Source organism: Alteromonas lipotrueae, from assembly GCF_019249215.1.
Taxonomy (GTDB): Bacteria; Pseudomonadota; Gammaproteobacteria; order Enterobacterales; family Alteromonadaceae; genus Alteromonas; species Alteromonas lipotrueae.
In genome coordinates, this window is sequence record NZ_JAESDI010000006.1 from 271777 (window position 1) to 289785 (window position 18009).

The window sequence follows — 18009 nt, forward strand, 5'->3', positions numbered from 1 at the left end:
CCATCAGCTTTTTCTGTGATAAAGCGAGTATTAACAGTCTTTATCTTCGGCGTCTGCGCCTTCTTTAACATCTTCACAAGCATCTTCTACCGCGTTGCCTGCATCTGTAACAATCTCGTCTAGCTCTTCGCCTGCATCTTCTGCATTGTTATCACCGCATGCCGCAAGTGTAAGTGCAAATGTACCAGCTGCTAAAAGTTTCAATAATGATTTCTGTGAGATCATGTCCATTCTCCTGTTTCCTAAAAGTATCTAAAAATATCTAAAAATATCTAAATGTGTGGTAAATCTATGCTCGTGGTGACCGACCGCGTAAGGCATTCGCGACTAGTGAAATCACTAGTAAGGCGATAAACACAAAGAATAAAAATTGTGCGATACCTGTTGCTGCACCTGCGATGCCGCCAAAACCAAAAACTGCTGCAATAATGGCGATAATGAAAAAAGTAATTGCCCAACCTAACATAGCTAAATCCTCTTTTTGCTCCGTTACTGACATAGTTATTAATGCGAACTCCGTGCCTGAATGTTAAGTGCATGATTTATATGTATTTGATATTGAATTTCACTGCTTTTGGCTGGTAATGTCTTCGTCGGCTAAACAAGGTTTACAGAGCATTTGCACTTTTTACATGGCGGGGGGCATAGTAAGCAAGGCAGCATTCCCGATCTGCAAATGCTACTATCAATTTTTACTATCGTTATGCTAAAGGGCGCGAAATGGCAAAAACTCACTCCGCATTTATAGGTTTAATGCAACGGGCAAGAAACGTGAAACGATGGCCTTTAATGGCACAATTTCAAGAAGAAATGTTATCTACACACATCTACGAAGCCTCTATGGTCGCTCACATGCTAGGCGCTATCGCAGCGGATGTGTTCAATGAGGATGTTAACCCCGACCGAGTCGCTGCTATGGCTATTTTCCATGAAGGCAGCGAGATTGCAGGCATGAGTGACATTCCAAGCCCTGTGAAGTACCACGACCCTGAAACTACTGCGGCAATTAAAAAGCTGGAGCGTAGGTTTGAGGCTATGCTGATACAAACCTTACCTGAGCCTTTACAGAAGCGCTACCAGCCTTTAATAGAACAAGATAAAGATGATATTCATGTACGGCTTGCTAAAGCCGCTGACGTGTTATGTGCGTATCTAAAATGTGATTATGAGTTGTCAAAATCCAATTCAGAGTTTTCAAACGCTATGTATGAAATGGAAGTGCAATTGAAACAATACCGAGAGAGGTTTCAGTCAGTAGATTACTTTTGTAAAGTCTTCTTAGAAGATGCCAAGGGGACCTTGGATGAACAAACCAAAGATCTTGATTGGGTGGAGCGAGCCAACACATTGCATTTAGATTCTGAGCAAAGTTAAATAAAGCAATGTGCGTTGTAAACAAAACGACCGCCATTTGGCGGTCATTTCATCAAAAATTATTTCTGTTTGAATCACGCTTACTTAACGTTATCTACTTGGTCAGCGAGAATTTCTGTAACAGACATCGCGTTTTTGCCTAAACTGCCCTGGGTATTGCTCATTCTGACCAGAATGGAGAAGTAAACGTCATTAATCTGTGTCTGCGTTACCGTGTTTTGCCCTTGACCCGGTGCAGGCTGTGCCACCTCGGTACAACCAGACATAGTGCATTGCTGGTTGGTCGCAAATGGTTGGGGTTCATCTGTACTGTGGGTCACTGCTCTGGCCATGACAGGTTTTTTATCAACGTCGGTTTTGACAATAGTTAACCATTCATAATTATGTTTGTTAGCGAGTTCAGCGGCCCGGCGCAATGCGTATTGCTGAATGACATCTGCTGGTGTGCGATCTGTTGCTTTAAATAATACTCGGTATTCATTGTCGGTTAGTTGAACGCTAGAATACCCATAGCCTTCTTTAGTGACCGCAGATTTGTAGGGTGTTGGCGAGGCAACAGGTGTAGTGGTGCAAGCGGTAACAAATAAACTGCATGCTAAAGCCGCTATTTTCATTTTTATTGGTAAGCGCATGGTAATTCCTTGTATTAATTGTAGTGACTATTATTTTAGGAACGAAAGTGCGGTGGTGCGCACAAAAGTCATAATAGCTTGATTTCTTTTGCTCTTTGGAGCGTCAGTATTTATACCTTTGTAAACCCCAGCGGCAACAATACCCAATAATACTTCAGGTTTGCCCATAAGCAGACGACAATCTCGCTTAGCCTCTTCAAATGATTCTTCAGCATGATGTTTTTGGGCTAAATAATTATGCTGGCACTGCCTGATATCCTCTAAGTTCTTTTTCAGAAAAATATTCATGATAAGTGCTCCTTAGTTTTACGCTGATTGACGGCAATCCCGTAACGAGTTTGCTGCTACTTGGTTAAAGACTGCATTAATGTGGTAAGCCGCTTTAGATTAATAAAACGAAATGCACTTTGTGCATGTATAAATGCAACGACACTTAATACGCTATTAACCAGTAACAATATAACCATAATAAGTAATGCAGGCATGCCGGCATGGTGCATCGCTAACCCAATACACGAATTGAGTAAAATCCAGCAAAAGCCACCTAATGCAAATGCGGTAAGTGCGCCAAAAATGCTGACAAAAATCGACTTGGTAATGAGTTGAAGTTCAGCGTTAATCAGGTCGATTAATGCAAAGCCTTGATATTTTTTCTGTGCGTAAAGCGCTTTAAAAGAAGCCAGCGCCTCTTCAAAGGTAATGTCTGGGGGATTGTTGTTAGACGACTCGGATGACGCGCCTTGTGAACTTTGCTGGGGAATGCGAAATGTCGCCTGACTTCTCGGAGAAGTCAGGCGAAACGGATTTTCGCTGCTCAGCGTGTATGTGGCACTACGAAAATCTGGTAAAGGCTGCATGCTTTATTTCTTGCGAAATAATGAAGTAACTAACATACCTGCTGCGAAAGCCATACCAGCAGTTGCTAACGGGTTCTCGATAGCATACTTGCGTACACCAGATGACTGCCATTTTTGCTCAGCTAAACGTTTTCGTTCAGACATATTGTCCGCAGAGCGGCTTGCCGTGTTACGAATATTGTCCTCAGCTACGGCTGCACTATCAGCCAGTTTATCAACTGACGAATGAAGTGTTTCTTTTAACTGATCCGTGACTGGGTGACTAGGCTCGGTTACGCTATTCACTTTCGCTGCTTTTGGCGTAGTAGTTTGTGTTGCCATAGTACTCTCCTTAATTTTGCTAGATTGCATATAGAGAGTTGCAACGCTTGTACCAAGATACACATAATATTTAACTTGTTGTTTTTAATCTATTTTGTTCTATTCCGTATTTTGAGGGGGAGGCTGAATTTTAATTCAACGTAAGAGTTGCAAGGTAGGCCGTGTAATAATTTCGTAATCGATAAGAATTCTACAAATCGTGTGAGGGCAAGTTAGCTACAAGAAGGCAGCTAACAGTATCTTTTGGCGTCTTTTTAAGACACCACACTTATTAAATCTTCTTTGCTCACCGGCTTTAGCAGCGACTGGCTAACACCTAAGTGCTTCATTGTATCTTTATCCGGCTCGTTTCCACTGACAATAACCAACTTCGCCTTGGGCTGAATTTGGTTCAACTCGGCCGCTAAGTCATACCCGTGATAGTCGGGAAGAGTTAAATCCATTAACACATGGTCAAATACCACTTCGTTCATACGCTCAATAGCATCTGCGCCCGTATTTGCCGTAATAACATCATGGCCTTGATGTACCAAAAATAATTGTAATAACTCAGCTGCGTCCTCATCGTCTTCTATCACTAATACCTTTTTAGAGGTGGGTTGAGCTTGAGTACTTTGAGTTACTGTTTTAACGGTTTCTATTTTCGACACGGCTGGTCCTTGAGACCGCACTAAATATTGGTCTAGCACCTCAGTAAGGGCAGCCCGTTCAATAGGTTTTCCAATAACATTGTCAAACCCATCATCCATTAGAGATTGTTTTAATCCTTTACGACTAGCGGCTGTGACTGCCACAACAGGTACGTTGCTCTTATGCCGTCTTATTGCATGAAGGGCTTCAATGCCATTCATTACTGGCATGTGGATATCCATTAACACTAAATGGAAGGGGTCGTTATCTTCCTCGGCTTGTAAAACAGCCTCCAACGCTTTAACCCCGTTTTCAGCATACGCTACAGTTGCATGACATTGACTAACCAAGTGCCCTGTTAAGCGGCGAATCTCACGAATATCATCAACAATCAACACCTTGCCAGTAACTTGTAAATCCAAATTACTGGCTTCAGCCCTGCTAGGTGGCTTAAGCGCAAGATGAGCACGACTTTGTTTGCTAATGTCACCGGGATCGATGGAGAACGAAAAGCGACTGCCTTTGCCAAAAACGGAATCTACATTAATACTTCCGCCTAGCTTAGCAACGAGTTCACGGCTTATTGCTAAACCTAAACCAGCTCCGCCATGGTTTGCACGCATAATATCTTCGATTTGCTCAAAAGGCTGAAAGATTTTCTCTAGCTTATCTGGTGGCATGCCAATGCCGGTATCTTCAACAATAAAGTGTAACCGTTCGTTGATTTTACCAGGCGCTGGAGGGCGAACTTCTACCGTGACGGTAATGGCTCCTGTATCGGTAAATTTCACAGCGTTACTGACTAAGTTGATTAATACCTGACGCAAACGAGTAGGGTCAGTTTCAATCACTTCAGGTATCTTGGTTTCTGCGATTACATCGAAAACAAGATCTTTATCTTTCGCTGCTAATCGCATTAACGAGTGGATATCAGTAAGGAACGGGCCTAAATGTACCTCTTTGATATTAAGTTCAAGTTTGTCAGCCATAATGCGAGACATATCTAGAAGGTCATTTAACAGGCCAAGTAAGTGCTTTCCATTAGAGTAAATAATAGAAAGCTCTTGCGCTAAAGGGTCATTACCTTTGTCATCTAATAGCAGCTCTGTGTAACCTAAAATAGACGTAAGCGGGGTGCGAAGTTCGTGGCCTAAGTGAGCCAAAAATTTATCTTTCGCTTTGTTCTGTTGTTCTACTTTGTGTCTTTCTAATCGCTCGTTTTCTATCTCTCGTCGCACCATGGCATAGCGAATGGTTCGCATGAAACGCGGTGACTCAATTTCTGTTTTTTGCAGGTAATCGGCTGCACCTGCTCGCATAACCAATTCGTCAACCTGAGAGTCTGACTGACCGGTTAAAATAACCACCGGAAGGTTAAACTGATTCGATTTCAGCACTTCCAACACATCTACGGCGTTTTCTGCGCCAAGCAGATAGTCGAGCAGGCACAAGTCGAAATTACGACGTTGTAACGCGTCTATGGCGTCGGCACTGTTGGTCACCCAGGTAAGCTGAAAACGGGGTTCTTCGTATTGAAGTAAATAATCCGATGTTAGGAAATAATCATCTTCGTCATCTTCAATCAGTAAAACCCGGATAACTTCGGTCACTGTGCGCTCCATAAAACATTTGGTCGTAACTTAGCGCTGAATAGCTAGCGCTTTCAAACATAGCGGCCCTAATGGTTAGCGCCGTACAACATGAGTAACAATTTACTGAGCCCAAAATATTGACTCATAACAGCTTGAATCGAATAAATATGATTCAATTAATCGTGTGGCAATTCTACAAATTCAATCCAGTAGCGACCTAGTGCGCGCATTAGCTCGACGAGTCCTTCGAAGTTCACAGGTTTAGTGATATAGGAAGCACAGCCCAAGTCATATCCACGAAGCATGTCTTCTTCTTCTTTAGATGTAGTCAGAATGACCACTGGGATGCCACGTAATTTAGGATCGGTTTTCAATTCTTGTAACGCTTCTCTGCCGTCTTTACGTGGCATGTTGAGGTCTAACAGAATTAAACTGGGGCGGGGCGCTTTGCTCGCATCTGTATATTTACCTTCGTGGCGTAAAAATTCGAGTAACTCCACGCCATCTTCAACACAAAATAAGTTGTTTAACACACGGCTTTCTTTCAATGCGTCAACGGTTAATAGACGATCGTCCTCATCGTCATCTGCCATAAGAATATTAATTGGTTGGGTTTGTTTACGCGTCATGTGTGGTATCTCCATTATTATTTAGAGAGCCAAAAGGCTCACTGTTTGTTGGCAGAAGGATAGTAAAGGTTGCCCCTTTTCCTGGCGAGCTTTTTGCCGAAATTTGTCCATTGTGACGTTCAACAATGCGTCGGCATACCGCTAGGCCAATCCCCGTTCCTTTGTATTCGCTTCTTCCGTGTAAGCGTTGAAATGGGGCAAAAATCTTTTCTGCAAAACTTTGTTCAAAGCCAATGCCGTTGTCTGAAATTTGAATTTTAATCCAGTCATACTCGTCAGCTAACAATATGTCTTTCATGTCAGCTTCACTTGGTGTTGTAGCTGTAATTTCAATAAGAGGCTCTTTGTCAGCGGTTTGAAATTTCAGAGCGTTAGATAACAAGTTTAGAAACAGCTGATCAATTTGTGATTTGTCTGCGCGAATAGTTGGAATATCCTGCACAACAACATTGGCACCTTTTTCTTCGATGGCTATTTCTAAATCACCTAGTACACCATCGATAACTTCACCGACATTCACTTGCTCGAAATCTTTGCCTCGTGTAGAAACCCGAGAAAAAGACAAAAGGTCAGAAATCAACATAGACATACGCTCTGCCGCATTAAGCATACGGGCAAGAAAGTCTTGTCCACGTTCATCCATTACATCTTTGTAGCCAGAGTCTAATCGGTTACCGAATGCGCGAATTTTACGAAGCGGCTCTTGAAGATCGTGAGACGCCACAAAGGCAAAGTCTTCAAGCTCTCGGTTACTGCGGGCTAATTCATCTGAGTAAATTCGTAGTTCCTGAGTTCGTTCTGAAATTTTATGTTCTAGGTCTTCATTAACGTCAACAAGGGTATCTTTATGCTTTTCATTTTCTCGAATGTTGGCTTTTAACAACAAGAAGATTGAGATAATAAGAAATAGAGTGGTACCGGAAGAGATTAATAGTGTATTCACCGAGTCACGCCTTAGCTTCATTAAGCTTGCTAGGTGCGTGCCTTGGATATCTCTTTCAGACGAATCAATGCGTTCGAACATGTTCTCAAAATCGTTGTATAAATCAAGGCCCCTATCACTTTCAAGCAAGGTGAAGGCTTGATTTAAATCACCTACTCTTACCAGCTCTACAATCCGGACCATACCATTTATTTTAACGCGGGTAAGGGCGAGTAATTTTTCAATTCGTTGCGACTGTTGCGGCAGGTCGGATGCTAACGCACTTACTTCAACTTCGTCTGCTAACGCAGTGAAATTGTTTAAGGTTTCGGTGTATTCCTCAAGGTAGGCTTCGTCTTCGGTAAGAAGGAAACCTCGTGTGCCAGATTCGGCGCGCAACACGGCCACATGCAACTTGTTCACCGCACTTATCACGCGGCTTGTGGTAAACAAACGCGCTTCAAGGGCTGACAAGTCATCAAGGGTTTGAACCACATAAAATGAATTCGCAGTAATAATAGCAATCACGAATACCACCATGATCACCCAGCTGTATAGCGAAGACAAAACTTTGTTAAGCATTACATCAATCCAATAATGTGTCGCCAAAATCTGAAGTCATTTCAGAAAGGGAGTCACTGCAATCTTTTGCACTGGAAATTATTTTATCCAATGCTGCCATCGCTTTTTGGGCGGGAACTTCGCCATTAAGCGCCATTTTTACCAATTCAGCTTGCATAGAAATGCGATTCAGGGGTTTGCGTGCATCGTGTACATAGGTGCTCAATCGGGCAAACTCATCTTCTGTCATAACTTTTTCCTGCCTTATTAGTCTTCTTTGACCAAATCGCCATACGCGTGAAGTCGATTGTATAGGGTCTTAGTACTTATCCCGAGCATGTCAGCGGCCATGGTCTTATTTCCATTTACTTTCTCAAGCGTGGCGTAAATAAGTTCCTTTTCAACATCCTCAATAGTACGTCCAGCTTGAAGTGCTGGCGCTGTACTTTGCTTTTTAGCAAAAGGCGACTCTATGGTTTTAGGAAGCTCTATCACTTGTTTTGTCGGGTCGCTCATAATGGCTGCACGGTGAACAAAGTGCCTTAATTCACGCACGTTACCCGGCCAATCATAGGCTTGTAAGGTGTTTAGCTGACTTTCTTGCCAACTAAATTCAGAACCATTGTCTTTATTAAATTCTTCAATAAAGGTTTTAGCTAATAGAGGAATGTCTTCTTTGCGTTCGCGCAAAGTGGGTATGGTGATTGGAAACACCGCGAGTCTGAAGTAGATATCTTCACGTAGCACTTTGCTTTGTGCAATTTCTTCCATGGTTCGGTTGGTGGCTGACACTACGCGGCAATTAACCGGTATGGTTTTAGTACCGCCAACACGAATAACCACTTTATTTTCCAACACGCGTAGTAAGTTAGGCTGCATGTCGATAGGCATTTCAGTGATTTCATCTAAGAATAAACACCCGCCTTCAGCTTGTTCAAAAACTCCTTCTTTACGGCCAACTGCACCAGTAAAGGCGCCTTTTTCATGGCCAAATAATTCGCTACCAATCAGTTCTTTTGAAAAGGCACCACAGTTAGTGACGACATAAGGCCCTTCACTTTGAGAGGCGCGGTGAATGGCGGCTGCCACTACCTCTTTACCTACACCACTTTCGCCAAGCAGCATGACGTTAGCGCTCGTTCTGCTCACTCTTTCAATTAGTTTGTAGAGTTCTTTCATTGGCGCAGACTCGCCAATAAGTAAGTCGAAATGCTTTTCGATTTTTTCGCTGGTATCTTCAGCAACTTTAGGTTTCCCCGTTAATACCGCTTCAATGTCTTCACGTTGAATAGGTTTAACAAGGTAATCAATATTGGGGCCACATAAGCCTTTAATGACACCTTTTACCGATGGGTGTCCGGTAATAAGGGTAATACGTGGGCGTTTAGGAAGGGCGTTAAGTTCATCGAACAAGTGCGCGCCGCTGCCATCTGGCAACATGAAATCAAGTAATACATGATCGAAAGTTTCTTTCTTTAACCAGTCTCGCGCTTCGCCTAATGTGGCTGCGGTTAGTACTTCGTGACCGAGAAACTCAATAATAGTGCAGGCCACCTCGGTAAACTCGGCATCATCATCTACAAGTAAAACAGTTAACACTTGAATATCCCTTCTGTAATGACCAACCACTTCCTGATAGCTACACTAAGTGACTTGGGTAGGTGAATTGACCAGATTTTATAATTATTTGTGCATTATTACATTCAAACGTAGACCTTGTCGCATTCATACTCAACTTTGGTTGAACAATGCAGCAATATCTTTTAGCTAGCGTTACGATGCGTTCCACGCATTAAATTAAACGATGGCTAGCTAAATATAATCCGCACACCGACATATCTTTACCTGATAAAGCACAGATTGTGCCGTTTGCTACCAAAAAAGCACAGATTGAAACAGCGACCAACTCCAATGGCACAATTATCGCATTGTCATTCGCATTGTAGCTCTGTAACCGAATGCGAAAACTCAGCGCTAATGTCCAAATTTCTGAAAAATTTATCTCAGATTTTTACCTGTAGTCAGCGTTAAGTATAAGCGGTGTGTACGGTGATATTGCTCAACAAGTTTATTTATTGATGGAATAACCAAAGCGTATTGCGCTTCGCTATCACCCAAGACGCATAGGTTTCGATGGAAATAAGGCAGTTGTCTTAGCCATATATAGGGAATGAAAATGTTTAAGGAAACCGGTGCAAGATCAATGACACTTTATGAGTTGTTGGGAAAGATGCAGCCTAAAAACACCACTGATGTTATGGCGTTTTCCGAGTTTTGGAATGCCATGGAAAAAAGGGGGTTTGGACCCATGTTAGCTTTGCCTGCGTTTATTGCGGCAACGCCCATAGGAGCCATCCCCGGTGTGCCCACCATTACCGGTGTGACAATTTTACTGATAGCAATGCAAATTTTACTCGGTCGACGTCACCCGTGGCTTCCCGCTACCATTATGAAAATTGAAATGGATGCTGAGCGAATAGAATTTTTGGTTAATAAAATGAAACCCGTGGCGGTAAGGTTTGATCGTTTCTTAATGCCACGCTGGTTTTTTATGCGTCAACCTGTGTTTCGTTCTCTCATTGCGCTGAGCTGCGCGGCTTGTGGATTGATGATGGTGCCATTAGAGTTAGTGCCGTTCATGGGGTTAATACCGGCGTTTGCAGTATTGATTATGGCTATAGGTATGGCAACAGATGACGGTGCGGTAGCACTATTTGGATTGTCCATTGCCCTATTTGGCTTTTTGTATGGGGGCCAACAATTAGCGCTAGGTATTGGATAGGCGAACTCAGCTTTCAATTACAGAACAAAAAATTAAGTATAATTCGGCGCTAACAGGTTGCCACTGCTTAAGCTACCGCTGTAAAGACTCTACGCATTGTTCAAGCATGCCATCAGCAGAAGGAAGCTGCATCGATTGGTATCGAAGTTCACCGATAAAGCTTCTCGCTGCGGGCCCTAGACCATCGCCATCTTCGAATGTGAGATAAAGCATAGCGCGGCGTAAACCGCTGCTGCTATCAAGAGGTAGTGGCAGCAATAGCCCTTCTTCTAATTCTTTTTTAATGATAGCGATAGGTAACCAAGCAAATCCAAGTCCTTGAGAAATCATATCTACTGACGTTCTAATGTGGCTAACCGTCCAGCGTTGCTCAGCGCCAAGCCAACCTGCATCAACTTTACGTTCAGCCGATGAATCCCTTACTACAATTTGACGATGCGACTTCAAATCTTCTAGTGTTAACGCACGGTCGAGAGCGTGCAAAGGATGATCGACATGCGCTACAGCGGCAAAGTCTATCTCGCATAAATCTTCACTGAATCCGCCGGGGTAGGGGAAAGGTGAAATCGCGATATCGACATTGCCACTATCAAGCAAGGAGTTAGCGCCGCTTAACACGGTTTCTTCAATCTCGATACGTAGAAGAGGAAATTCTTCAGACACTTTGCTCAATACATTATAAAGTAAGTCTGATGGGAAAATGATATCAACAGCGATGCGAAGAAGGGTTTCGGTTCCCGCTTGTAAGCTAGCCGCTACAGCTTCTAACTTCTGAGCTTCATTTAATACAAACGCCGCTCGCCGATACATTAACTCGCCTTGAGGAGAGAGTTTTACTTTACGCCCACTGTTTTCAAACAGCACAACGCCAATGGCGTTTTCTAACTTTTGAACTGCGTGATGCACACTAGATTGGCTCTTGTGCACTAATGCGGCAGCTTGATTGAAGCCTCCCGCATCAACCACTGCCTTAAACATGCGCCACTGTTCTAACGTAGATTTTAACATCCGCGAGCTCTAATCGATTATTCTGTCACAGTATAGCGCGGTTATACCACAAGCGGCCAGAGGCTGTCAGCGCTTATGCGTCGGTGGCTTGCTTAATATCGCTAATTGAACACGTTACCACGCTCACGTTGTCATACCCCATGTTCATTAGCTGTTCGGCAGCTAACTTAGCACGAATGCCTGAGGCGCAATGAATATAGATTGGAAATTTAGCATCTTTACATTTTTCGATAACTTTCATCTCAAGTACGCCACGAGGAATATTTAACGCAGCTTCTACAGGGCTAGAAGCTGCCTCTGCGGGTTCACGAACATCTAGTAATAACCCATGATTAGAAGATATTTCCTGCATTGCTTCTTTAGCCGTTATACAACGAATGGGGAAAGGGATATTGGCGATTCTAGTACTGATATCAATTAACATTGAGGCACCTTGAAGAATAATAATAAGTTTACTATATAAGGAATGCGCTATATTTTCTACCTTCTGCTTTTATTATATTTTTATAAAAAAGTGACATTGAGTTTTGGCGTTCACCGCTATAGTAGTATACTTTAGTATAAGGTGGCAGGGTGGTAGCCTGTTTACGTAACTTTATAAGTGAGTTGTTATGACTGATAATTTAGCCGTTGATGATTTATCTGTGAATATGAGCGAAATGGCTCAATATACAATGGAAGCTGAGCTTTATCTTAAGCAGTTGGCAAATAAAACCCGTTTAATGGTGTTGTGTTCTTTAATGGACAAAGAGTTATCTGTTACTCAAATGTTAGACCATGTAGACGTTTCACAGCCAGTAATTTCACAGCATCTAGCACTATTAAGAGAATCTAAAATGGTGGCCACACGCCGAGACGGACAAACCATTTATTATCGATTGGCCGATGAAAGGGTGAAGCAAACCATAGGCTTGCTCCACAAGTTCTTTTGCGCTCAGAACGACTTAACTTAACTGATAGTTAATCGCTCTTGTTCGAATTGTACTCGTCCAGCTAGACAAGTTTAGCGTTTGCCACCAATGCCTCTACATATGCAGCGTCACTCAATTTATCAAGGTCAACTTCCGGTCTAGCCATCAATCCCTCGTGGGTTAGGTCGACAGAGACATTGTGAGAAGACCAATCAATTTTCCTGATGTCAGAGGGCAGTACTGCAAGCTTTTTACCACCAGGAAGCCAGTTATTTGTATCAACCACTAACAACTGAATCTGCCACCCCTCAGTATCAAACACGAAATCGCTAATATGTCCTACATTATCATCTTGGGTTGCCACTTCGTAACCACTGACTTCTCCGCAAGCCCGTAAGTGATTTTCAGGTTTATTTTCTAGTTCTTCTTTACCCATGGCCGTTAACTCAGGATCGGCTAGTTGATTGGGATGAGCGAAATCGCCCCAAGCGCCAGGGCCTATCCAGTAATAACCATAACCAAAGTAACGAAATAATGTTTCTTCAAATTCTCTTGAAACAGGTTTATGTTCGTCAATTGATGGGCTGTTTTTAAGCGTGTCTGCAGTCATGGAAACATCCACGGTTTCTTCTTCTTGATCCAACCGTGTGACCGAAATAGGTGATATCACCACTTTCCTGCTAAGGGGAAGCCATGTATTCGTATCGGCAACCACATACCTCACGACGAAATCTTTATCGTCAAACAATATATCTCGTACGCCGCCTATGTCCTTATCGGTAGCATGAATTGAAAAATGTTTAATCTGTTTATATGACACCATCATCGCTGCGCCTCCTTTGCCTTGTGGCTTGGGTAATTCATTAGATATTGTTCTACTATTTTTCAACAGCGTGGTTTGCGTAAAATAGCAATTTCACAATGCTAAGTTATTAATATAGAACCATCTGTTTGAACATTACAAATATGCAAAGATTTGTTCGAGCGCAATCTAGATATGGATCAACAAAGTGGGGAATAACGGGGCATATCACAAATAAAATCAACCAGCCCGATTGGCACCAAGCTGGTTGAGGCGATGTTGAGTTGTAATTAGGCTACATCGAATGCTTCATCACTGTAATCTTCATCGTAATCTGATTGGTTACTCGCGGCGCTGCTATGCAGTGTATAGAAATGTTTCTTGCCTCGAGACAAGCGTACATACTTGGCCCAAGTGCGCTCAACAGTATTGTCAGCTTCCACTTTACCATTAATAAAGTCTAGAAAATGGCGCTCATCATCCGTCTCTGGTGCTAACTCTCCACATTCCAGTGCCAGCAGGGTTTTTCCATAACCGGTTAGTATATCTGCCTCACCAATACTGAAATCGCCAGATTTTCGAAAGCCATAAGGAAATTTTTGTCTATCTATAAAAGGTTTTTGAGAAACGCGGATTGATAAATTTTTCATGGTTGTACCCAGCATTGAGTTGTCTTCAAGCGAACTTTTAAGACAAAAGAATCAGAACATAAAACAAAACATTTTTTCCTTATCAATAAAAAATTTTGTTGGAAAATATAAAGTGTAAATATGTACGAGTTTGTGGGGTGTAAAAAGTGTGTGTGTGTAAATATTTTTTCTTTTAATTTTATATAAGGTTATGAATATAATGTAATTTTGCTGTTTTTTTGATTCAGCATTGAAGAGGTGCCTGGGCGTAGGTGAATTGAGGGGATAATGCGAAATACGTGAGCGAAACCCACTATAAAAAATTATTGTCGCAACGATGATAAAAATTCGTTTTCTATTTTTGGTGCCAAGACAATAATGACGAAGTGGCAATAACCTAGAGATAGACATGAGTAAAGACTATCGTTACCAAAGTGAAGAATTGGACTCGGTAGAAGAGGAAGACTTTCACACCAAGAAGGTGAGCGCTAAGCGCCACCAAAGCGTAAAGAACAAACAAAATCGTGACTTACAACGTCGAGAGAAACAGCGCCGTTTGATGCACGAAGGCAGTTAATACGCTTCTTAGTTGAAAATAAATACAGCGCACTGCTTTTATAGCAGTGCGCTGCTGTGCTTTTGTGTTTACATGCCGTATTATCTGTGACAGTTTACAATCACTTATTTATCGGTTTTGTAAGAAGCATGGATATACGCTTTCTCACCACATTTATTGAAGTTGCAAAAACCCGACATTTTGGCAAAGCAGCTGAAAATCTTTATCTAACGCAATCTGCGGTAAGTGCGCGGATCAAGTTGCTAGAAGAATATTTTCATACCACGCTATTCATACGCCAGCGCAATAGTATTCAGCTAACCCAATCGGGTGAAAAGCTGTTGCCGTATGCACGCCAACTTTGCAGTACGCTTAATGAAGCTAAGCAAGAGCTACAAATTCAATCTTCTGAATATGTAGTGTGCGGTGCAACGCAGTTAGCCAGTGAATTAATGTTGCCAACCACCTTGAGTCACCTTCACAATACCTTTCCCGATTGGTCAGTTAAAGCAGAAGTACTCTCCCTCGATGGCTTATCTCGTCAATTACACGAGCGGGTGACTGACTTAGCTTTTTCAACAGAGCCGCTAAAGTCAGAAGAAGTTAAAAGTGAAGTGTTACTGGAAAAACAATTAGGGTTATACCGAATCGGCGAAGGCGGTAATGTGGTAGACGCGGCAGAGTTTGTGGCCATTGATTGGGGCAGCAAAGCCAGAGATCTATTGCTTACGTTATACCCTCAGCTTCGTGATGCTAAACTGCGGACGAACTCACTCAACTTAGCCCTAAATAACCTACAATATGAAGGTGGCGTTGCTGTACTCCCTGAAGGAACGGTAAATCAACTTGATCCAACTATCGCAATTTCACTAATACAGCCTTTAGAAAGTATAACGATGAAAGTTTATCTTCACACCATGAAACAAGTCAGGCGTGTAGGGCTTGAAGCCTTGATTACCAGTGTATCGGCCATACACCCTGCCTAATAGCAAAGAGAAAATTATGACGACTCAACACCCACTATTACAAATGAACGCGTTCGAACGCTTAGAAGCCAGCGTTGAATTAATTAAAACCTCGGGCAAGCTTTTCATTCTTAAAGATGAGCATGGTTGCGTGATGTTAACGACAGACGATGAAGATGGCATTCCTGTATGGCCAGAATCATCTCTTGCTTTGCTATGGGCAACTGAAGATTGGTCAGACTGTGAAGCGATGGAAATCTCTACCAAAGACTTTCTTAACAAATGGGTGGGCGGCATGACGCAAGACAATCTTACGGTTATGGTTTGTCCGGTACCAGGAGAAGAAGGTGAAGTGATGGAACCAGAGGAATTTGCACAGCAAATTTAATGATCCCATCATTTGCTTTTAGCGTTTCAATATTAACGGATTATCATGATTGAAGAGGAGCTACCATGTTTACTGAACAACCGACTATGAGCAGTTTGTTTGAACAGTTAGGGCTAGCTAGTAGCGATGAAGCGATAGAAAGTTTTATTGAAACGCACAAAGGCTTAAATAAGCGCCAACATATTTTCGAAGCGCCGTTTTGGTCTGAAAGCCAAGCGGATTTCTTGAAAACGGCTATCGAAGACGACGCTGATTGGGCTGAAGTTATTGACCAACTTAACGTACGTTTGCACTAGTCGCCAGATGCTAAGTCATTAATTCTCGATTCTAAATCGGCAAGGGTGGCTTTTACTTGCAGTAGAGCCGCTTTTAGTGTTTCAACAGTATCAGTGTTTTCGTTTTTGCTTTCACTGCCACTGTTATTATTCTCGTTCTCATCTAGCTGACAAAATGTGTGGTTATAGCGTATCTCTCTTTTACCTGACTCTCTTGGTAATGAGTAAATAAGCGCATCGGGCTGGTAAGCAAGTAAGCTGCTGATGGTTGCCTCTACATCACTGATATCGGCAAACTGAGCTAATCGCTGGCACCGCCCCCTCAGTTCACCGGGTGTTTGCGGACCACGTAGCAAAAGTTCAGTAACAATGGCCTGTTGATGATCACTCAGTTTTATATCGCCAAATTCGGTATTGCAAAAACGATGAGAGTACTTGTCCACACGGCTACCGTAACCAGACGAAGCTTGAACAATTCGTTTGCCTTTCAACCCATCAAGAATTTTGATTACCTCGTCTTCAGTTAACTGGGTCACGGGCAATCGGTTACTTTTTTGGTTACACCCATTGGTCAGCGCATTAAGTGACAAAGGGTATTGTTCTGGCGTAGTGACTGACTTTTCAAGCAATACACCAATAACACGTGCTTCCATATCAGATAAAGTCGTGGTCATGACAGATATTCGGTCTTTAAGTATTTACGTATGAAAGTATAGTAACAACTCTCATGGAAGTTTTATATTCTAACCTGCAAGCAGTTAAAGGAGTGGTTAAGGTTTGATAACGCCGAAAAAAGAGGAACTTTGGTTTTTGCCCTTAGGGGGAACGGGCGAAATAGGCATGAACCTGAACCTGTATGGGCATGACGGCAAGTGGTTAATGGTAGATTGCGGGGTGTCGTTCGACGAACCTCTTATTCCTCCTTATCGCTATTCTGGCACAAATAAGCAAACTCATCATAGGGTAGTGGCACCAGATCCCTCCTTTATTGCAGCGCAAAAAGAAAACATCGCGGGGATTGTAATTACCCATGCTCATGAAGATCACGTTGGCGCATTGCCGTATCTATGGGCGCGTTTTCAGTGCCCCATCTACACCACCTCGTTTACTGCCGAAGTGTTACGCCGCAAACTGGCACAAACAAAATTAGTCAATAAAGTGCCTATAGTCGAGATTGCCACTGAGCAAACGCTGACACTGGGGCCATTTAATGTAAGTTGGTTATCGGTAACCCATTCGTTGCCCGAGCCTTATGCATTAAAAATAGCCACATCAGCGGGCACGGTTTTGCATACTGCCGATTGGAAAATAGACGCGCAGCCTATTACCGGTAAGCCTTTTGACAGTAATACTTACCGCGCCTTAGGGAACGAAAATATTCTTGCCATGGTGGGGGATTCTACCAATGCAACAAAACCGGGTTTCTCAATCTCTGAACGCAATTGCTATGATGGTTTGTTAAGTACAATTAAACCACTGAAGGGCAGAGTAGTCGTAACGTGTTTTGGTAGTAACATAGCGCGGCTAATTACCCTTGCAAGGGTTGCCCAAAAAACTGGGCGCTACATTGCGTTATACGGGCGCTCACTCATCAATATGTACAGCATTGCCCGCCAGCAAGACATTTGGCCTGTAGATTTGCCTGTGGCAGATGCGTTTCACTTAGGGTACTTACCACCAAATGAAGTACTCGCGGTGGCAACAGGCAGTCAGGGTGAGAAAAATACGGCCCTTTCTCGAATGGCTAATGACAGTCACCCTCATTTGCAATTAGACAAAGGCGATACCGTGATTTATTCCGCTATTGCGATACCGGGCAATGAGGATAGCATCAAGCGGGTAAACAGTGTGCTTAGTGCTAGAGGCGTTAAGGTAATAATGAGTGAAGAGAGTCAATTGCCCATTCATGCAAGCGGGCATCCGTGTGCCGAAGAACTCAAACTCATGTATCACTGGGTGAAACCTCAAATTGCTATTCCTGTGCACGGCGAAGAGGAGCACCTTAAAGCACACGCGATGATTGCCAAGGAATGTGGTGTAAAAAAACACTATGTGGGGCAAAACGGTGACTTGTATCGCTTAGCACCTCAACCGAGCATCCGACGGCAAGTTATTAATACTGGGCGAGTTCCTGTACAACAAGACTAATAAAGTGAAACGGACGAGCGTCTTAGT

General features: G+C 42.8%; 24 protein-coding genes. 8 read left to right on the forward strand and 16 right to left on the reverse strand.

The annotated features are described in order from the left end of the window. Positions 1-30: 30 nt before the first annotated feature. A complete protein-coding gene (locus JKP82_RS09005; protein WP_083820183.1) occupies positions 31-225 on the reverse strand; it encodes a hypothetical protein in 195 nt (64 codons plus the stop codon). A gap of 64 nt (positions 226-289) precedes the next feature. Beyond that, entirely contained in the window at positions 290-466 is a 177-nt protein-coding gene (locus JKP82_RS09010; protein WP_041452796.1) for a DUF1328 domain-containing protein, read from the reverse strand. Between the two features lie 254 nt (positions 467-720). Between JKP82_RS09010 and yfbR the strand changes: the two genes are divergently transcribed. Further along, positions 721-1374, forward strand: a complete 654-nt coding sequence (gene yfbR / locus JKP82_RS09015; RefSeq protein WP_159531575.1) for a 5'-deoxynucleotidase — start codon at positions 721-723, stop codon at positions 1372-1374. 80 nt (positions 1375-1454) lie between these two features. Here the strand turns inward: yfbR and JKP82_RS09020 are convergent, their stop codons facing one another. From JKP82_RS09020 to JKP82_RS09060, 9 genes are all read right to left on the reverse strand, one after another. Next, positions 1455-2006 (reverse strand): CC0125/CC1285 family lipoprotein, encoded by a 552-nt coding sequence (locus tag JKP82_RS09020; protein ID WP_159531573.1) that lies wholly within the window; start codon positions 2004-2006, stop codon positions 1455-1457. A gap of 30 nt (positions 2007-2036) precedes the next feature. Further along, positions 2037-2294, reverse strand: coding sequence for a hypothetical protein (locus JKP82_RS09025; protein ID WP_159531571.1), 258 nt, complete (start codon positions 2292-2294; stop codon positions 2037-2039). Positions 2295-2350: 56 nt separating this feature from the next. After that, positions 2351-2863 (reverse strand): hypothetical protein, encoded by a 513-nt coding sequence (locus tag JKP82_RS09030; RefSeq protein ID WP_159531569.1) that lies wholly within the window; start codon positions 2861-2863, stop codon positions 2351-2353. A 3-nt stretch (positions 2864-2866) separates the two neighbouring features. After that, positions 2867-3184: a DUF883 domain-containing protein gene (locus JKP82_RS09035; RefSeq protein WP_159531567.1), complete on the reverse strand. Its 318-nt coding sequence runs from the start codon at positions 3182-3184 to the stop codon at positions 2867-2869. A 254-nt stretch (positions 3185-3438) separates the two neighbouring features. After that, a complete protein-coding gene (locus tag JKP82_RS09040; protein WP_159531565.1) occupies positions 3439-5424 on the reverse strand; it encodes a response regulator in 1986 nt (661 codons plus the stop codon). A gap of 158 nt (positions 5425-5582) precedes the next feature. Further along, positions 5583-6035: a response regulator gene (locus JKP82_RS09045; RefSeq protein ID WP_013783668.1), complete on the reverse strand. Its 453-nt coding sequence runs from the start codon at positions 6033-6035 to the stop codon at positions 5583-5585. After that, complete coding sequence (locus JKP82_RS09050) at positions 6025-7539, reverse strand: sensor histidine kinase (protein ID WP_159531563.1); 1515 nt, start codon at positions 7537-7539, stop codon at positions 6025-6027. The genes JKP82_RS09045 and JKP82_RS09050 overlap by 11 nt, the downstream gene beginning before the upstream one ends. Positions 7540-7543: 4 nt before the next feature. Beyond that, positions 7544-7768: a hypothetical protein gene (locus JKP82_RS09055; RefSeq protein ID WP_057791242.1), complete on the reverse strand. Its 225-nt coding sequence runs from the start codon at positions 7766-7768 to the stop codon at positions 7544-7546. 17 nt (positions 7769-7785) lie between these two features. Further along, positions 7786-9117: a sigma-54-dependent transcriptional regulator gene (locus JKP82_RS09060; RefSeq protein WP_159531561.1), complete on the reverse strand. Its 1332-nt coding sequence runs from the start codon at positions 9115-9117 to the stop codon at positions 7786-7788. Positions 9118-9694: 577 nt separating this feature from the next. Here JKP82_RS09060 and JKP82_RS09065 point away from each other — a divergent pair. Beyond that, a complete protein-coding gene (locus tag JKP82_RS09065) occupies positions 9695-10300 on the forward strand; it encodes an exopolysaccharide biosynthesis protein (RefSeq protein ID WP_159531559.1) in 606 nt (201 codons plus the stop codon). Positions 10301-10372: 72 nt separating this feature from the next. Here JKP82_RS09065 and JKP82_RS09070 read toward each other — a convergent pair whose 3' ends face one another. Both JKP82_RS09070 and JKP82_RS09075 read right to left on the reverse strand, forming a co-directional pair. Further along, a complete protein-coding gene (locus JKP82_RS09070) occupies positions 10373-11308 on the reverse strand; it encodes a LysR family transcriptional regulator (protein WP_159531558.1) in 936 nt (311 codons plus the stop codon). A gap of 73 nt (positions 11309-11381) precedes the next feature. Further along, on the reverse strand, positions 11382-11732 hold the full coding sequence (locus tag JKP82_RS09075) for a rhodanese-like domain-containing protein (RefSeq protein WP_159531556.1): 351 nt from the start codon (positions 11730-11732) through the stop codon (positions 11382-11384). A gap of 187 nt (positions 11733-11919) precedes the next feature. Between JKP82_RS09075 and JKP82_RS09080 the strand changes: the two genes are divergently transcribed. Continuing rightward, a complete protein-coding gene (locus JKP82_RS09080; protein ID WP_159531554.1) occupies positions 11920-12261 on the forward strand; it encodes an ArsR/SmtB family transcription factor in 342 nt (113 codons plus the stop codon). 40 nt (positions 12262-12301) lie between these two features. Here JKP82_RS09080 and JKP82_RS09085 read toward each other — a convergent pair whose 3' ends face one another. Further along, on the reverse strand, positions 12302-13045 hold the full coding sequence (locus JKP82_RS09085; protein WP_159531552.1) for a PRC-barrel domain-containing protein: 744 nt from the start codon (positions 13043-13045) through the stop codon (positions 12302-12304). A 266-nt stretch (positions 13046-13311) separates the two neighbouring features. Beyond that, on the reverse strand, positions 13312-13671 hold the full coding sequence (locus JKP82_RS09090; protein WP_159531550.1) for a MaoP family protein: 360 nt from the start codon (positions 13669-13671) through the stop codon (positions 13312-13314). Between the two features lie 388 nt (positions 13672-14059). Here JKP82_RS09090 and JKP82_RS09095 point away from each other — a divergent pair, with 388 nt between their 5' ends. The 4 genes from JKP82_RS09095 (at position 14060) to JKP82_RS09110 (ending at position 15855) form a co-directional block, all read left to right on the forward strand. Continuing rightward, positions 14060-14227 carry a hypothetical protein gene (locus JKP82_RS09095; RefSeq protein ID WP_201299263.1) on the forward strand — a complete coding sequence of 56 codons (168 nt, stop codon included), beginning with the start codon at positions 14060-14062 and terminating at the stop codon, positions 14225-14227. A 128-nt stretch (positions 14228-14355) separates the two neighbouring features. Further along, positions 14356-15192 carry a LysR family transcriptional regulator gene (locus tag JKP82_RS09100; protein ID WP_218396731.1) on the forward strand — a complete coding sequence of 279 codons (837 nt, stop codon included), beginning with the start codon at positions 14356-14358 and terminating at the stop codon, positions 15190-15192. Between the two features lie 16 nt (positions 15193-15208). After that, positions 15209-15559 (forward strand): DUF2750 domain-containing protein, encoded by a 351-nt coding sequence (locus JKP82_RS09105; RefSeq protein ID WP_159531546.1) that lies wholly within the window; start codon positions 15209-15211, stop codon positions 15557-15559. Positions 15560-15624: 65 nt separating this feature from the next. Then, on the forward strand, positions 15625-15855 hold the full coding sequence (locus tag JKP82_RS09110) for a DUF2789 domain-containing protein (protein WP_159531544.1): 231 nt from the start codon (positions 15625-15627) through the stop codon (positions 15853-15855). Here the strand turns inward: JKP82_RS09110 and JKP82_RS09115 are convergent. Then, on the reverse strand, positions 15852-16508 hold the full coding sequence (locus JKP82_RS09115) for a YceH family protein (RefSeq protein ID WP_218396733.1): 657 nt from the start codon (positions 16506-16508) through the stop codon (positions 15852-15854). The genes JKP82_RS09110 and JKP82_RS09115 overlap by 4 nt on opposite strands. A 166-nt stretch (positions 16509-16674) precedes the next feature. Between JKP82_RS09115 and JKP82_RS09120 the strand changes: the two genes are divergently transcribed. Next, complete coding sequence (locus JKP82_RS09120; RefSeq protein WP_373996592.1) at positions 16675-17982, forward strand: ribonuclease J; 1308 nt, start codon at positions 16675-16677, stop codon at positions 17980-17982. Positions 17983-18009 lie beyond the last annotated feature (27 nt).

Coding starts and splice junctions, on each gene's coding strand:
- JKP82_RS09005 (WP_083820183.1), bottom strand. CDS start 225: ATGATCTCACAGAAATCATTATTGAAACTTTTAGCAGCTGGTACATTT.
- JKP82_RS09010 (WP_041452796.1), bottom strand. CDS start 466: ATGTTAGGTTGGGCAATTACTTTTTTCATTATCGCCATTATTGCAGCA.
- yfbR (WP_159531575.1), top strand. CDS start 721: ATGGCAAAAACTCACTCCGCATTTATAGGTTTAATGCAACGGGCAAGA.
- JKP82_RS09020 (WP_159531573.1), bottom strand. CDS start 2,006: ATGCGCTTACCAATAAAAATGAAAATAGCGGCTTTAGCATGCAGTTTA.
- JKP82_RS09025 (WP_159531571.1), bottom strand. CDS start 2,294: ATGAATATTTTTCTGAAAAAGAACTTAGAGGATATCAGGCAGTGCCAG.
- JKP82_RS09030 (WP_159531569.1), bottom strand. CDS start 2,863: ATGCAGCCTTTACCAGATTTTCGTAGTGCCACATACACGCTGAGCAGC.
- JKP82_RS09035 (WP_159531567.1), bottom strand. CDS start 3,184: ATGGCAACACAAACTACTACGCCAAAAGCAGCGAAAGTGAATAGCGTA.
- JKP82_RS09045 (WP_013783668.1), bottom strand. CDS start 6,035: ATGACGCGTAAACAAACCCAACCAATTAATATTCTTATGGCAGATGAC.
- JKP82_RS09050 (WP_159531563.1), bottom strand. CDS start 7,539: ATGCTTAACAAAGTTTTGTCTTCGCTATACAGCTGGGTGATCATGGTG.
- JKP82_RS09055 (WP_057791242.1), bottom strand. CDS start 7,768: ATGACAGAAGATGAGTTTGCCCGATTGAGCACCTATGTACACGATGCA.
- JKP82_RS09065 (WP_159531559.1), top strand. CDS start 9,695: ATGTTTAAGGAAACCGGTGCAAGATCAATGACACTTTATGAGTTGTTG.
- JKP82_RS09070 (WP_159531558.1), bottom strand. CDS start 11,308: ATGTTAAAATCTACGTTAGAACAGTGGCGCATGTTTAAGGCAGTGGTT.
- JKP82_RS09075 (WP_159531556.1), bottom strand. CDS start 11,732: ATGTTAATTGATATCAGTACTAGAATCGCCAATATCCCTTTCCCCATT.
- JKP82_RS09080 (WP_159531554.1), top strand. CDS start 11,920: ATGACTGATAATTTAGCCGTTGATGATTTATCTGTGAATATGAGCGAA.
- JKP82_RS09085 (WP_159531552.1), bottom strand. CDS start 13,045: ATGATGGTGTCATATAAACAGATTAAACATTTTTCAATTCATGCTACC.
- JKP82_RS09090 (WP_159531550.1), bottom strand. CDS start 13,671: ATGAAAAATTTATCAATCCGCGTTTCTCAAAAACCTTTTATAGATAGA.
- JKP82_RS09095 (WP_201299263.1), top strand. CDS start 14,060: ATGAGTAAAGACTATCGTTACCAAAGTGAAGAATTGGACTCGGTAGAA.
- JKP82_RS09100 (WP_218396731.1), top strand. CDS start 14,356: ATGGATATACGCTTTCTCACCACATTTATTGAAGTTGCAAAAACCCGA.
- JKP82_RS09105 (WP_159531546.1), top strand. CDS start 15,209: ATGACGACTCAACACCCACTATTACAAATGAACGCGTTCGAACGCTTA.
- JKP82_RS09110 (WP_159531544.1), top strand. CDS start 15,625: ATGTTTACTGAACAACCGACTATGAGCAGTTTGTTTGAACAGTTAGGG.
- JKP82_RS09115 (WP_218396733.1), bottom strand. CDS start 16,508: ATGACCACGACTTTATCTGATATGGAAGCACGTGTTATTGGTGTATTG.
- JKP82_RS09120 (WP_373996592.1), top strand. CDS start 16,675: ATGAACCTGAACCTGTATGGGCATGACGGCAAGTGGTTAATGGTAGAT.